This is a genomic window from Enterobacter cloacae complex sp. 372C4, assembly GCF_050030615.1.
Classification (GTDB): Bacteria; Pseudomonadota; Gammaproteobacteria; order Enterobacterales; family Enterobacteriaceae; genus Enterobacter; species Enterobacter intestinihominis.
Genome location: NZ_JBLGUQ010000001.1, coordinates 1,252,548 through 1,268,350 on the forward strand (window position 1 = coordinate 1,252,548; position 15,803 = coordinate 1,268,350).

The window sequence follows — 15,803 nt, forward strand, 5'->3', positions numbered from 1 at the left end:
GGGAACGATCGAGCCCTCGCCCCTATGGGGAGAGGGGTTGGGGTGAGGGGAAATTTTTACACCTTACTCGCCATAATCTCAATAATCTGCCGGTCCGTTGCCTGCATCGAGCGGCACGCCAGCGCGCACAGGTTCGCGATCGACTGCTCCACGTCGTGGGCCACAATCCCCTCGTTGCCCGTCACGGCAGTATCATCCAGCGCCATCATCACGGCTTTCCAGGCGCTGGTGACGCTGGTCGAGACCTTCATTGCGCAACTGTTAGACGCCCCGTCACAGATCATCCCGCTGACGTCGCCGATCATACTGCCGATCGCCATGGCAATAGTCTGGTAAGATCCGCCCATCAGCCACGCCATCCCCGCCGCAGCCCCCATTCCGGCCGTTGTCGCCGCACACAGCGCGGACAAGCGCGGAAGCTGGTAATGGATATAGATCGCCGACAGGTGCGAGAGCATCAGCGCCCGCGCCAGCCGTTCGTCATCGGCCTGAACGTGCTCAGCCACCACCACCACCGGCATGGTGGCGGTGATGCCCTGATTTCCGGAACCCGAGTTGCTCATCGCCGGCAGCGTCGCGCCCCCCATGCGGGCATCCGAAGCTGCGCTGGTGCGGATAACAATGTCTGAACCCAGATCCTGCGCCATCCATCCGCGTGTGCGCTGTTTATTGAGCGTCGCACCAATATGCAGCCCCCAGTTGCCACGTAAACCTTCCCGGGAGAGCGCATCGTTCAGCCGTCCCGCATCGAGGATAAAGCGGATCGCGTCGAACGGCACCTGTTCCACAAACTCAAGGATCTGCGACAGCGTGGTGGTCGAGAGCACCTCCAGCGGATCGTCGCTGTTCTGGCTCTGATTATCGTCAAGCCTGAAGCGCGTTTCGCCCTGACACACCATCTCCACCACACGGGTGTGCCCGCCGGCGATGGTCACCATCGCCGAGGATTCACCGACGTAAACGCAGGCACGTGAATAGAGGATCTCATCGCACGGCTCCTGCAATTTTACCTGCACCAGACCCGCGTTCAGCAGTGCTTTGGCGCGCGTTAGCGCCTCGGACGACGCGTCTTTCAACACCTCCAGCCCGGCGTGTGCATTACCGCCTGTCGCCCCCAGCGCGGCCGCGATGGGTAAACCGACCATACCGGTACCGGGCACCGTTACGCCAAGCCCGTTTTTCATCAGGTTCGGCGATACCCAAGCCTCGATACGCGTCACCTCACTGTCAAGCTGTCCGGCAGCCATCGCGCACGCCAGCGCCAGCGAGACGGGTTCGGTACAGCCCAGCGCAGGCTTTACCTCTTCCTGCACCGCGCGAATAAAATGGTTCCATAAAGGATTAATTTGCTCAGACATCGTTACGACCTTATTTAACCTCATGAGAAGGCGAGGAAAGGAGAAACACAAAGCAGCAGCCCGGTAATCACAATAATCACCAGCGATACGCCTTTATATTTATGAAGTGCGGGCACTTTGTAGACCAGCCACGCCGGAATTAAGCAGCCCACCATCCCGAAAATAGGGCTACAGATGGAAGTGAAGCTCAGCACCGGCGCGTTTAACACAATCGCGCTCCAGGCCAGCAGGATGGCGAACAGCATAATCCCGCGCTGGACGGCATTTTCATTGATTTTCTCCGCCGGCATTTTGCGGCGCAGGATGTTCATCACAATGCCCTGCGTCGCCTCACGAAAGCCGAGATAGACGCCAAAGAACGCGGTCATCACAGCGAAAATATTGAGGATTACGCTGACGATTTTGACCCAGCCCGCGCCGTCACCGCTGATAAACTGTGCTGCGATTGCCAGGGCGGAAATATTCTGCTCGTAGGCTTTTACCGCCTCGTCGTGCCCCATCGCCAGGGTGAAGGAGACAGCGTAGAAAAAGACCGTCACAAACAGCACGCCAAAGGCGATATTCATTGCCCGCAGCGCTTTATGACGCGCCACCTCAACGGATTTTTCCCTTGAACGATAGGAAATCACCATCGGGCTTAATGTCTGAATAAACAGAATGGAGGTTAAGGTGAAAGGCAGCGTAATAATGGCGTTTTTAATCAGGAGCCCCATTGGCGGCAGCATGCCGACGTTGGCTAAATGCCAGAGGCCAATCATCGAAAGCCCCAGCGCCGCTACCACAAATAATTTGGTCAGCACCATCAGGCTGGAGACTTTAAACAGCAGCTTTTCACCGCGCGACGAAATGGCGACCAGAATGCAGATCAGGAATAAGCCGTAGAACGGATTTTCCGAGAGCAAACCGTCGGTTACGCCGAAGGTGTGTAAATAGGATGCGCTGTCGTTGGTAATGGCCGTCGAATAGACAAACATCCAGATCACCAGCATCACGAAATAAAGTGCACCCAACAAGATGCCCCAGTTTTTGCCTAAATATCCGCTAATAACGCTCGGATAGTCTTTACATTCCGGTGATTCCGCCAGCGTATTAATAAACAGGCGCTGGAACAGGTACATGGCCGGATAACCAATTATCGACGAGAGTAAAAATACCCATAGCCCCATTAATCCAACCTGCACCGGAAGAAAAACAATGCCCGCGCCGATAGCCATCCCAATACTCATGATGACCCAGCCCGTATCGGTGCTGTCGAATTTAATCGCCTCTCGCCATTCGCTTTCGCTCATTCCCGCCCGCCTTGCCGCAGGGGAATCACTCACAATCACACTGCTGTTTGTTGCCATATTCATAGGGCACTCGCTTATTTTGTAGGGTAACGATTTGTTTTTATAAGGTTCCGATCGCCAGCGATTGCGAGTCAGAGGGTGCAGGTGTGAGTTATTGGTATGGGGAGATCATATCCGGAGCGCGGGAGAAAAAAGTCACAACTTTTATAGGGATTTCCTTAGGCGAGAGGAAAATATTACTTCGGGATAGCAGAAAAGAGAGCGAGTTTTCTAAAATTGACGGTGTTCACAAAATTAAAAGCCTCCTCATCTGAGGAGGCTGAAGATGGAGCCTGTGTTAGATCGCCTGCGTAAACGTCCTCGAAATCACGTCCTGCTGCTGCTCGCGGGTCAGAGCGTTAAACCGCACCGCATAGCCTGAAACGCGGATCGTCAGGTTCGGATAGTTCTCCGGATGGGCGATGGCATCCAGCAGCATCTCCCGGTTCATCACGTTGACGTTCAGGTGCTGCCCGCCCTCAATGGTCGCTTCGTGGTGGAAGTACCCGTCCAGCAGCCCGACAAGGTTGGTTTTGCGCACCAGCTCGTCCTTGCCCAGTGCCTGCGGCACGATGGAGAAGGTGTAGGAGATCCCGTCTTTGGCATAGGTGAACGGCAGCTTGGCGACCGAGGTCAACGACGCCACCGCCCCTTTTCTGTCGCGCCCGTGCATCGGGTTGGCACCAGGCGCAAACGGTGTACCGCCGCGACGTCCGTCCGGCGTGTTGCCGGTCTTCTGCCCGTAAACCACATTGGAGGTGATGGTCAGGATCGACTGCGTCGGCACGGCGTTGCGGTACGTCGGCAGCGCCTGGATTTTCTTCATAAAGCGCTCAACCAGATCGCAGGCGATACTGTCCACGCGATCGTCGTTGTTGCCGTATTGCGGATAGTCGCCTTCGATGACGAAATCGACCGCCAGACCGGTGTGGTCGCGCACCGGTTTTACCGTGGCATACTTGATGGCCGACAGGGAATCCGCCGCCACCGACAGCCCGGCAATGCCACAGGCCATGGTGCGGTAAACGTCCCGGTCGTGCAGCGCCATCAGCGAGGCTTCGTAGCTGTATTTATCATGCATGTAGTGAATGAGATTCAGCGCACTGATGTACTGCACTGCCAGCCAGTCCATGAAGTGATCGAGGCTCGCCATTACGGTGTCGTAATCCAGTACCTCATCCAGCAGCGGCTCGGTTTTCGGCCCCACCTGGATCTTCAGCTTCTCATCCACCCCGCCGTTAATCGCGTACAGCAGCGTTTTCGCCAGGTTGGCGCTGCGCCGAAGAACTGCATCTGCTTGCCGATCACCATCGGACTGACGCAGCAGGCAATGGCGTAGTCGTCGCTGTTGAAGTCGGCACGCATCAGATCGTCGTTCTCGTATTGCAGCGAGGAGGTGACGATCGAGACCTGCGCGGCGTATTTCTTGAACGCGATCGGCAGCTGTTCGGACCAGAGGATCGTCAGGTTTGGCTCCGGCGCAGGCCCCATGGTGTGCAGGGTATGCAGATAGCGGAAGCTGTTTTTGGTCACCAGCGTGCGCCCATCCAGCCCCATGCCGCCGATCACTTCCGTGGCCCAGATCGGATCGCCGGAGAAGAGCGTGTCGAACTCCGGCGTGCGCAGGAAGCGCACCATGCGGATCTTCATGATGAAGTGGTCGATCAGCTCCTGGGCCTGCACCTCGTTCAGCCTTCCTGCCTGCATGTCGCGTTCAATGTAGATATCGAGGAACGAGGCCGTGCGCCCCAGCGACATCGCCCCGCCGTTTTGGGATTTCACTGCGGCAAGGTAGGCAAAGTAGACCCACTGCACCGCTTCCTGCGCATTCATCGCCGGACGTGAAATATCAAAGCCATAGTTCGCCGCCATCTGCTGGATCTGGAGCAACGCACGTTTATGCTCCGCCAGCTCCTCGCGCAGGCGGATCGTGGCCTCCAGATCGTCTCCGCGCTCCAGTTTCCCCTGGAGATCGGCGAACTGAAGTTCACGCTCGCGCACCAGATAGCTGATGCCGTATAGCGCCACGCGGCGGTAGTCGCCGATGATGCGTCCACGCCCGTAGCCGTCAGGCAAACCGGTGAGCACGCCGGATTTTCGGCAGCGCATCATCTCCGGGGAGTAAACGTCAAACACGCCCTGGTTGTGGGTTTTACGCAGATCGGTGAAGAGATATTCAAACTGCGGATCCATCTCGCGACCGTAGGCTTCGAACGAGCTGCGGATCATATTGATCCCGCCGTACGGATGCAGGGCCCGCTTGAGCGGCTTGTCGGTTTGCAAGCCGACGATCGTCTCCAGCTCCTGGTCAATATAGCCCGGCCCGTGCGCGGTAATGGTGGTGGCGATGTTGGTGTCAAAATCCACCGGAGCGTGGGTGGCATTCTCCTGGCGAATGCCGACCATCACCTTCTGCCACAGCGCCGTCGTTGCTGGCGTCGCCTGCGCGAGGAAAGCTTCATCGCCTTCATAAGGGGTGTAGTTATGCTGAATAAAATCGCGCACGTTAACGGCGTTTTTCCATTCTTCACCGCAAAACCCGGCCCATGCGTCGCTGTAAGGCGCGACGCCCGTATCGATTGTTACTTTCATCAGATTCTCGCTTTATCAGGCGTAAGCCGCAGCCGGGGTGACCTTCCCAAGACGGAGGGCATCCAGCGCGATCATTTTTTCTTCATTGGTAGGGATCACCGCGCAGGCCGCGCGTGACGACTCGGTGGAGATCACGCGCTCACCCGCGCTGCCCGGCAGGGCATTTTTGGACTCGTCGAGGATGATGCCTAACACCTTCAGGTGCTCCACCACCAGCGCGCGTATGAGCACAGAGTTCTCACCGATCCCGCCGGTAAACACCACGCCATCCAGACGGTGCAGGGACGCGGCATGACCGGCGATATGCCGCGCTATGCGGTGGACAAAGGTCTTTATCGCCAGCCGCGCCCGCTCGTTGCCGTCATGCCAGGCTTTCTCCAGCACGCGCAAATCGGAGGAGATGCCGGAGAGCCCCAGCAACCCGGACTCTTTATTGACCACGCGCTCCAGATCCTCGAACGTCTGGCCGGTCTGCCGGGCAATCCACGCCATCGCGCCAAAATCTACGTCGCCACAGCGCGTGCCCATCACCAGTCCTTCAAGCGGCGTCATCCCCATGGACGTGTCCACGCTTACGCCGTTACGCACCGCGCAAATGGACGCCCCGTTGCCGAGATGGGCAATCACCAGGCCGCTGTCTTCGGCGGAGAGCCCGAGAAGCGCGTGCGCCTGCGCCGCCACGTAGCGGTGAGAGGTGCCGTGGAAGCCGTAGCGGCGCACGCCCAGCTCTTCAAAATAGCGGTACGGCAAGCCGTACAGATACGCCTGCGGCGCCATGGTCTGGTGGAAGCTGGTATCAAATACCGCCACATGCTGCACCCCGGGGAAGAGTCGCTCTGCGGCTTCCACGCCGCTCAGGTTAGCGTAGTTATGCAGCGGCGCCAGCGGGGAGACCTGGCGGATCTGTTCCATCACCTCTTCCGTGATCAGGGTCGACTCGCTGAAGAGATTGCCGCCGTGGGCAATGCGATGGCCAATCAAAGCCACGCTGCCCATCAGGTCGCGCTTCTCCAGCTCCAGGGCGATGGCGGCCAGCGCCCCTTCGTAGTCCTGATGAGCCAGTCTGACTGGCTCACCCCCATTCACGGAAATAAAGGCTTTTTCTGTGTTGATGCCGTCCGCAATGCCCGTCAGCAGGGCATCGCAGCCTGCGGCGTCCAGCACCGAAAACTTAACAGAGGACGATCCGCAGTTAATGACCAGTACTACCGGAAACTCAATCATGGTATGGCTCCGCTCTTCCTGAGCTTTGGTTTAAAACAGTTTGTACACGATGTTCAGAATGGTCAGCAGGCCGACCACGGTTACGAAGATGTTCTCGGTCCGGCCTTTGTATTTCGCCAGCGCCGGTGCTTTGCGGATGGCGTACATCGGCAGCAGGCACAGCAGAGAGGCGATAATTGGCGCGCCCATGGCTTCAATAAGGTCCAGAATGTTCGGGTTGGCATAGGCCACAATCCAGGTGGAGCCCATGATGAAGACCATGCTGATGGTGTTCAGCTTGCCCACGGAGACGTTCTTCTTGTCGCCCTTGTAGCCGAACTTAACGATCAGGCCGTTCAGCCCCTCCAGCGTGCCCAGGTAGTGACCGAAGAAGGATTTAAAGATAGCGACCAGCGCGATGATGGACGCGCCGTACTCCAGCACCGTGGCGAACGTGGATTTACTGCCTGACATCGACGCAAAGTGGTTCGCCAGGTAAGAGAGCACCGGAATGTTCTGCGCTTTGGCGTCCGCCATGTTCTGCGGAGAGAGCGTAAACAGGCAGCTAAAGGCGAAGAACATCACCACCGCCACCATCAGCAGGCTGGCGCGACCGATGATTTTGGAACATTTCTGCTCGGTGAATTCTTTACCAAACTCCGGCTCGTACTCTTCGCGCTTGGAGACCACAAACGAGGAGACGATAGGCGAGAAGTTGAAGGAGAAGACCATAATGGAAATCCCCAGCCACACCGTGACAAGAATGCCGTCATGACCGCTGAAGGCAATATCGCTCAGGTTAACCTGGTCGATCACCGCTGAGTTCCAGTACGGGATCAGCGAGAGAGAAATCAGCACCAGGCTGGCGATGAACGGGAACACCAGGTAGCTCATCACCTTCACCATCAGGTCTTTACCGAACCAGATCACAAAGGCCATCAGCAGCAGCAGGAACAGCGCTACCACGCCGCGGTTCAGGGCAGGCATCTGGAGCTGGTTTTCCCAGAAGGTCATAAAGGTGTTGGTAATGGTGACGCCGTAAATCCACAGCAGCGGGCAAATAGCAAAGAAGTAGAGGAAGGTGATCACCACCCCGCCGGTCTTACCAAAATGCTCCTCCACCGTTTCGGTGATGTTGCCGGAGACGTTACTGCCGGACAAACACAGACGCGCCAGCGCGCGGTGGCAGTAAAACGCAATCGGGAACGCGAGTACCAGCATCAGCAGGATAGGGATCAGGCCGCCAAAGCCTGCACGGATAGGGAAGAACAGCACGCCTGCGCCAATGGCGGTACCAAACAGGCCGAGCGTCCAGGTGGTATCCGATTTACGCCAGGTGGACGTTTTTGTCTGGCCAACGATAATGCTTTCTGTGTTGCTCATAGGTCACCTTTATGCGTCAACGAAGCCGGTAATTTGGGAAACACGGGAGAGATCAATATTGCCGCCGGAAATAATGCAGACGGTTTTTCGGCCCTGAATATAGTGGTCCAGCTTGCCGCTTAATAACGCCGCGCACGCCAGCGCGCCAGCACCTTCCGTAACCACTTTATTTCGCTGAATAAGCGCGATCATGCTGTTGCGAATCTCGTCTTCGCTGACCAGCACAATGTCGTCAACCAGTTCACGAACGATTTCGAAGGTTAAATTACCCGGGCGAGACACGTCGCAGCCGTCCGCTAATGTGCCGGTAATGCGGTGGTTCGTTATTTCACCGGTCTGATACGACGCCGCCATTCCGTGCACGTTTTCAGACTGCACGCCGATAATATTGATAGTTGGGTTGATGGATTTAATTGCTGTCGCAATACCGGCAATTAAACCACCACCGCCGATGGGAACAATCACGTTATCCACGTCGTATAAATCTTCGAGGATTTCCAGGCCGATGGTGCCCTGACCGGCGATCACTTTCGGATCGTCGTAAGGCGGGATAAATATGCGCCCTTCCATCTCGACGATTTCGCTCACTTTGGCGATAGTGTCGTTAAAGTTCTCGCCGTGCAGCACCACTTCGGCGGAGTAGTCGCGCGTGGCGGCCACCTTGGATTTCGGCGCGCCCATAGGCATTACCACTTTGCCGTCGATGCCGAGCATGGCGCAGGAGAGCGACACCCCCTGCGCGTGGTTCCCTGCGGAACAGGCAACCACGCCCTTGCGTTTTTCCGCATCGGTCAGCGAGCTTAATTTATTAAACGCCCCACGTATTTTAAACGAACCGGTACGCTGCATATTTTCAAATTTCAGGAATATCTCACCCTTACACCGTTCGCTCAGATAATTTGAGCGCGGCATACCGGTTTTATAGATCTTTCCCGCCAGTCTTTTTCTGGCGTCCTGAATATCGTCAATGGTCACCGGGAGATCGTAAGTAATGTGCATAATATCCTCGTTATAATAATTCATTGTTTTCAGGCAAAGTCAGGGTATCAGAGCGTTAAAAATCGTCGCTCCGGGTATTTTAAATCATCATTATTTCTATCGTCGTTTTTCGATATTCATCGACGAATATTGTTTTGCCAGTTCAACTAATACTGACGCCGATTTTTTAATACTGTAATTTTTTGACCACACGGCAGCATAACGCGCCACAGGTAATGCATCTTCCACCGGCAGGACAATAAACTGGTCCGAGCCGAATGGCGCAATCATGTCACGGGGGATCACCGTCAGGTAATCGGCATTGAGAACAAGGTTATAGATGGTGACGACGGAATCGGTCTGGACGATGTTTTCAATGCTGATGTGGTTATCTTGCAGGGTGGTCAGGAGTTCATTGTAGTAGCCCATATCGGTTTGCGGCATCACCCACTGCTCGTGCGTGAGCGATGCCAGTCTGGTCGGGCCGGTGCACGTTCGTGATTTACTCGCCACCAGCACAAACTCAGATTCAAAGAGTGGCTCAACGTGAAGATCCTGGAGCAACATCCCGTCGCTCAGCGTGCCGATGGCGAAATCCAGCCGGCCATCGCGAGTGGCGGGCAGGAATGAAGAGAGCTGCGCTTCATACATTGAGACGCGCGCCTTCGGGAACACTTCCTTGAATTTTTTGATCATCCCGGACAGGAAGGTGAAGCCAATCAGCGACGGATAGCCGAAGGAGACGTCCATGACGGTACTGAAACTGAGGCTGTTGATCTCGCTCACCATGTTTTTCATTTCGCGGGTGATCGACTCAGCGTAGGACAGCAGCACCTGACCGGCGGCAGTGAGTTTTACGCCGGTGTTTTTACGCACCATCACTTCCACCCCAAAGTAAGATTCGATGTCGCTGATGATTTTGCTGACGGCAGGTTGCGTCAGCCCCAGTTGTCTTGCAGCAGAACCTATAGAGCCACTTTTGATGACTTCCTGAAATACCACGAGGTGCTGTGTTTTCGGTAGAATAATAGTATTCATAATATTCTGCGCTTATTTCCCTATGACGCAGCAGATTCTACCCAATATTGTTTCAGGGGGTATGTGCTGTTACTCACAATTTGCCAGGACGCCCTTTTTACAATCACATTTAAAATCGATTTATAATCTTATTATTCAAACAGTTAGATGGCTAAAAATACGCAATTACGCTGATATTGATCAACAAAATCCGCGGTAATAAATTTATTTTATGGCAATAACCAGCATGAATTTTTTTGCCTTAAAAATATTAATAAAGACTATCTTTCAGGCAATTAAAGGTTAATAAACCATCATTATTCTTTTAAAACATTTTTGTGGTTTATCAACTTTACCAGGAATATTTTCTCAGCTTCCGGTCAAAGAGTGGGATATATCACACATTCACCAGAAGAATGTTTTTAGATTCAATATTAAATTATCAAATGAATAACATTCAGCATCACTGATTCAACATTCACAACATCTGTTCAACACCAAAATTTTCTAATTTTATAGCGTTAAATTTTGTGATTACGATCATGCGCAGCAGATGAAAGGAACGCATAGTCGGTAAAATAGTTAAATGTGCTTAGCGTCGCAAAATTGAGAATTGATGGCGTTTCGCTGACCCGGCATGCAACCTTCAGAAAACAAAAACCCCGCCGAAGCGGGGTTTCGTAAGAAGTTGAAGCTGACCGATAAGCCGGGTTCTGTCGTGGACAGTCATTCATCTAGGCCAGCAATCGCTCACTGGCTCAAGCAGCCTACCCGGGTTCAGTACGGGCCGTACCATGTGAACCCCTATTTGGCCTTGCTCCGGGTGGAGTTTACCGTGCCACGGACTGTTACCAGCCGCGCGGTGCGCTCTTACCGCACCCTTTCACCCTTACCTGATCCCGCTTACGCGGGCCATCGGCGGTTTGCTCTCTGTTGCACTGGTCGTGGGTTTCCCCCCCAGGCGTTACCTGGCACCCTGCCCTGTGGAGCCCGGACTTTCCTCCCCTCCGCCCGTCTCCCCCGAAAGGGACGACGACGAAGCGGCGACTGTCTGGTCAGCTTCGGCGCGCAGTATAGAGGGTTTGCGCGCCGCTGTCACCCCTGGCTACGCATGCCTACCTGCAATGTGGCCGCGATATTGCGCGAGGCGCGGTAAATGTTGTCGTACGCTCCCTGGAACGCCTCTTCCAGTGAACCGATGCGGGTCAATACGCTGAACACCGCGTCGATGCCGTACTGATGCACCACACCCACATCCTGCGTCAGACTTCCGGCAATCCCTATCACCGGCTTATGGTATTTTTTGGCGACGCTCGCCACGCCGACGGGCACTTTGCCATTAATGCTCTGGCTGTCGATGCGCCCTTCTCCCGTCAGCACCCACGTGCAGTCGTGAATATGTTCTTCAAGATTGAGCGCCTGAGTGACAATCTCAATGCCGCTTTTCAGCTCAGCGCCCAGGAAGGCCATCAGCGCCGCGCCCATGCCGCCCGCCGCTCCTGCCCCCGGAACCGGGTTGACGTCAATGCGCAGCGATTTTTTGATCACGTTGGCGTAGTGGCTAAGACTGGCGTCGAGTTCGAGGATCATCTCCTCCGTGGCGCCTTTTTGCGGGCCAAAGATACGCGACGCGCCGCTTTCACCGACCAGCGGATTCGTCACGTCACAGGCGACGCGGATTGCGCACCCCTGAAGACGCGGATCAAGATCAGAAATATCAATACGGTTCAGCGCCATCAGGCTGCCGCCGCCGTAGCCGATCTCCGTCCCGTTCGCATCCGTAAACCTTGCGCCCAGCGCCTGCATCATACCCGCGCCCCCATCGTTGGTTGCGCTCCCGCCGATACCGATAATGATGTTGCGCGCGCCTTTATCCAGCGCGCGGAGGATCAGCTCCCCCGTCCCGCGCGACGTCGTGACCAGCGGGTTACGCTGCGCGGGAGGAACAAGTACCAGGCCGCTGGCGGCGGCCATCTCGATAAACGCGGTGGTACCGTCGCCCGAGATCCCCCAGCTGGCCTTCACCTTTTCCCCTAACGGGCCGGTGACGACAGCCTGCTGCCAGGTGCCCTGCGTCGCGGCGATCATCGCTTCAACCGTACCTTCTCCGCCGTCAGCAACGGGAACAGACACGTAATGAGCGTCGGGGAAAATTTCCCGAAATCCTTTTTCTATCGCCTGCGCCACCTCAGTGGCAGACAGGCTTTCTTTATAAGAGTCTGGCGCGATTACGATTTTCATAGTTGTATGCCTGAGCCGTAGGCCCGGTAAGCGTAACGCCACCGGGCGGGACGTCATTAGCGAGCAATTTCAACCTTCGCCAGCTTTTCGTAATAGCACGCTAACGCGCTGTGATCGGCGGTGCCCAGACCGTCCGCACGCAGCGCCTGCATCATCTCCATGACGGCGGCAGTCAGCGGCAACTGCGCGCCCACGCCGTGGGAGGTATCCAGCGCATTCGCCAGATCTTTAATGTGCAGATCGATGCGGAAGCCCGGCTTGAAGTTACGATCCATCACCATCGGTGCCTTGGCATCCAGCACGGTGCTGCCCGCCAGACCACCGCGAATGGCCTGATAGACCAGATCCGGATTAACGCCCGCTTTGGTGGCCAGCGTCAGTGCTTCGGACATGGCCGCGATGTTCAACGCCACAATCACCTGGTTTGCCAGCTTGGTGACGTTGCCTGCGCCAATTTCACCGGTATGCACCACGGAGCCAGCCATGGCTTTCATCAGGTCGTAGTATTTGTCGAACACGGCTTTATCGCCCCCCACCATCACCGACAGAGTACCGTCGATGGCTTTCGGTTCGCCGCCGCTGACCGGCGCATCCAGCATCTCCACGCCTTTCGCTTTCAGCGCCTCACTGATTTCGCGGCTCGCCAGCGGCGCGATAGAACTCATGTCGATCACCACCAGACCCGGCTTCGCGCCGTCGATAATGCCGTTCTCACCCAGCGCCACCTCTTTCACGTGCGGGGAGTTTGGCAGCATGGTGATAATGACATCGCACTGCTCGGCGATCGCTTTTGCAGTTGTCGCCGTTTCTGCGCCAGCCGCAATCACTTCTGCCACCGCGTCTGAATTACGATCTAAAACCACCAGTGAGTAACCTGCTTTGATGAGGTTTTTGCTCATTGGTTTGCCCATGATACCCAGGCCAATAAAACCCACTTTCAGCGTCATAATCTGTTTCCTCAATGATGGTTATTTTTTAAAAGCGTCTGCTAATTTCTGCGTGGCGGCGCGGAATACGCCGAGGTCGCTGCCGACGGCGACAAACGTTGCGCCCCACTCCAGGTAGCGGCGGGCATCGGCTTCCACCGGCGCCAGAATGCCACACGGTTTACCGTGCGCTTTGGCACGGGCAAAAATGTGCTGGATTGCCCGCTGCACGTCCGGGTGGCTGGCGTTGCCCAGATGACCAAAGGCGGCCGCCAGATCGCTCGGGCCGACGAAAATACCGTCGACACCTTCGGTCGCGGCAATGGCGTCGACGTTATCGACCCCCTGCTGGCTCTCGATCTGAACCAGAATGGTGATGTTCTTGTTGGACTGGGCGAAATAGTCCGGCACGGTGCCAAACATGTTGGCGCGGTGCGAGACAGACACGCCGCGGATCCCTTCCGGCGGATAGCGGGTGGCAGCTACGGCCAGCACCGCTTCTTCTTCCGTTTCAACAAACGGGATCAGGAAGTTGTAGAAGCCGATATCCAGCAGACGCTTGATGATCACCGGCTCGTTGGTAGGTACACGCACCACCGGCGCGCTGTGGCCGCCTTTCAGCGCCATCAGCTGCGGAATAAACGTGTTGATATCGTTTGGCGCATGTTCGCCGTCCAGCACCAGCCAGTCGAATCCGGCCAGGCCCAGCACTTCGGTGCTGATGGGGTTGGCCAGCGCAGACCAGCAGCCAATCTGAATCTGATGCGCCGCAAGGGCCGCTTTAAATTTATTCGGGAAGATGTCGTTACTCATTACGTATACCTTTTTTAATTCCGCAGTTTTAGCCAGTAGCTTTTCTTATTTATTCCGACTCAGCGTCAGCGTTATATTTATTTTCCTGACTGAATTTTGGCGTTATAAAATCGTCATTCAGTATAATCGTCACCACCCGGTAGCACATTGTCTCAATGCTCAATTATCCAACGGGGTTAGCACGCTATTTTGAGCATTTGCCCAATGCAGTGGGCGCTGATGCACAGAATCAACGATTAGTGTTTCGGGAGCGATCGCGATCACATTCTCACTTTTCCTCTCCTGACATTCTTTATTTCCTCAATAAGAAACGATTAACCATCTGGCTATATTTAGTATCAGATATTTTGCTGGAGATGAGTGAACAATGGCCGATATTGAAATTCGACAGGCGGCACCGACGGCGTTCTATATAAAAGTGCACGATACCGATAACGTGGCGATTATTGTCAACGACAATGGCTTAAAAGCGGGTACCCGGTTCCCGGACGGGCTGGAGCTGATTGAGCACATTCCGCAGGGGCATAAAGTCGCACTGGTCGATATCCCGGCGCAGGGCGAAATCGTGCGCTACGGCGAAGTCATCGGCTATGCGGTGCGCGCTATCCCGCAGGGTAGCTGGATTGAGGAGTCGCTGGTTGAGCTGCCCACCGCCCCGCCGCTGGAGACGTTGCCGCTGGCTACCCGCGTCCCTGAGCCGTTACCTCCGCTGGAGGGTTATACCTTCGAAGGTTACCGCAACGCGGATGGCGGCGTGGGAACCAAAAACCTGCTTGGCATCACCACCAGCGTGCATTGCGTGGCGGGTGTCGTGGATTACGTGGTGAAAATTATTGAGCGCGATCTGCTGCCGAAATACCCCAACGTTGACGGCGTGGTGGGGCTTAACCACCTGTACGGCTGCGGCGTGGCGATCAACGCGCCCGCAGCGGTCGTGCCGATCCGCACGATCCACAATATCGCCCTTAACCCGAACTTTGGCGGCGAGGTGATGGTGATTGGCCTCGGCTGTGAAAAATTGCAGCCAGAACGCCTGTTGCAGGGTACTGAGGATGTGAAAGCCATTCCGGTTGACGAGGCCAGTATTGTGCGTCTTCAGGATGAACACCATGTCGGCTTCAGATCGATGGTCGACGACATTTTACAGGTGGCAGAGCGCCATCTGGAGAAGCTGAACAAACGCCAGCGTGAAACCTGCCCGGCCTCTGAACTGGTGGTTGGGACACAGTGTGGCGGCAGCGATGCGTTTTCCGGCGTCACCGCTAACCCGGCGGTAGGTTATGCCTCCGATCTGTTCGTGCGCTGCGGCGCCACGGTGATGTTCTCCGAAGTCACCGAAGTGCGTGATGCTATCCACCTGCTCACGCCGCGCGCCGTCAACGAAGAGGTGGGCAAACGCCTGCTGGAGGAGATGGCCTGGTACGATAACTATCTCGACATGGGCAAAACCGACCGCAGCGCCAACCCGTCGCCGGGTAACAAGAAAGGCGGCCTGGCAAACGTGGTGGAAAAGGCCCTCGGGTCGATTGCCAAATCCGGCCAGAGCGCGATTGTGGAAGTGCTCTCACCTGGCCAGCGACCAACCAAACGCGGTCTGATCTACGCGGCAACGCCTGCCAGTGATTTCGTGTGCGGCACCCAGCAGGTGGCATCCGGCATTACGGTACAGGTCTTTACCACCGGACGCGGCACGCCGTACGGCCTGATGGCGGTACCGGTGATCAAAATGGCGACCCGCACCGAGCTGGCAAACCGCTGGTATGACTTAATGGATATCAACGCGGGCACCATCGCCACCGGGGAAGAGAGTATTGAAGAGGTGGGCTGGAAGCTGTTCCACTTCATTCTGGATGTGGCAAGCGGACGGAAGAAAACCTTCTCCGATCAATGGGGATTGCATAACTCGCTGGCGGTGTTTAACCCGGCGCCGGTGACGTGATGGCCCCTCACCCTGTCCTCTCCCC

At 55.9% G+C, this 15,803-nt stretch carries 10 protein-coding genes, 1 other RNA gene and 1 pseudogene; 1 reads left to right on the forward strand and 11 read right to left on the reverse strand.

The window, feature by feature from the left end:
• Positions 1-56: 56 nt before the first annotated feature.
• The 11 genes and pseudogenes from ACQG11_RS05990 to garL all read right to left on the reverse strand — a co-directional run bounded on the left by ACQG11_RS05990 (position 57) and on the right by garL (position 13,839).
• Positions 57-1,358 (reverse strand): serine dehydratase subunit alpha family protein, encoded by a 1,302-nt coding sequence (locus ACQG11_RS05990; protein WP_426728244.1) that lies wholly within the window; start codon positions 1,356-1,358, stop codon positions 57-59.
• A gap of 20 nt (positions 1,359-1,378) precedes the next feature.
• A complete protein-coding gene (locus ACQG11_RS05995; RefSeq protein WP_022649483.1) occupies positions 1,379-2,710 on the reverse strand; it encodes an amino acid permease in 1,332 nt (443 codons plus the stop codon).
• Between the two features lie 274 nt (positions 2,711-2,984).
• A pseudogene (gene pflB / locus ACQG11_RS06000) lies at positions 2,985-5,278 on the reverse strand (formate C-acetyltransferase).
• Positions 5,279-5,293: 15 nt separating this feature from the next.
• Entirely contained in the window at positions 5,294-6,502 is a 1,209-nt protein-coding gene (tdcD, locus tag ACQG11_RS06005; protein ID WP_426728245.1) for a propionate kinase, read from the reverse strand.
• Between the two features lie 30 nt (positions 6,503-6,532).
• Positions 6,533-7,864, reverse strand: a complete 1,332-nt coding sequence (tdcC, locus tag ACQG11_RS06010; RefSeq protein WP_426728246.1) for a threonine/serine transporter TdcC — start codon at positions 7,862-7,864, stop codon at positions 6,533-6,535.
• 9 nt (positions 7,865-7,873) lie between these two features.
• Entirely contained in the window at positions 7,874-8,863 is a 990-nt protein-coding gene (gene tdcB / locus ACQG11_RS06015; protein ID WP_023298701.1) for a bifunctional threonine ammonia-lyase/L-serine ammonia-lyase TdcB, read from the reverse strand.
• Between the two features lie 96 nt (positions 8,864-8,959).
• Complete coding sequence (gene tdcA, locus ACQG11_RS06020) at positions 8,960-9,880, reverse strand: transcriptional regulator TdcA (RefSeq protein ID WP_426728247.1); 921 nt, start codon at positions 9,878-9,880, stop codon at positions 8,960-8,962.
• 665 nt (positions 9,881-10,545) lie between these two features.
• Positions 10,546-10,922: RNase P RNA component class A (gene rnpB / locus ACQG11_RS06025), an RNA gene on the reverse strand.
• A 32-nt stretch (positions 10,923-10,954) separates the two neighbouring features.
• Positions 10,955-12,100, reverse strand: coding sequence for a glycerate 2-kinase (garK, locus tag ACQG11_RS06030; protein WP_022649489.1), 1,146 nt, complete (start codon positions 12,098-12,100; stop codon positions 10,955-10,957).
• Between the two features lie 56 nt (positions 12,101-12,156).
• On the reverse strand, positions 12,157-13,047 hold the full coding sequence (gene garR, locus ACQG11_RS06035) for a 2-hydroxy-3-oxopropionate reductase (RefSeq protein ID WP_022649490.1): 891 nt from the start codon (positions 13,045-13,047) through the stop codon (positions 12,157-12,159).
• Between the two features lie 21 nt (positions 13,048-13,068).
• Positions 13,069-13,839, reverse strand: coding sequence for a 2-dehydro-3-deoxyglucarate aldolase (gene garL / locus ACQG11_RS06040; protein ID WP_426728248.1), 771 nt, complete (start codon positions 13,837-13,839; stop codon positions 13,069-13,071).
• 367 nt (positions 13,840-14,206) lie between these two features.
• On the opposite strand from garL, the gene garD reads away from it, so the two are divergent.
• A complete protein-coding gene (garD, locus tag ACQG11_RS06045; protein ID WP_048965679.1) occupies positions 14,207-15,778 on the forward strand; it encodes a galactarate dehydratase in 1,572 nt (523 codons plus the stop codon).
• The last annotated feature ends 25 nt before the right edge of the window (positions 15,779-15,803 follow it).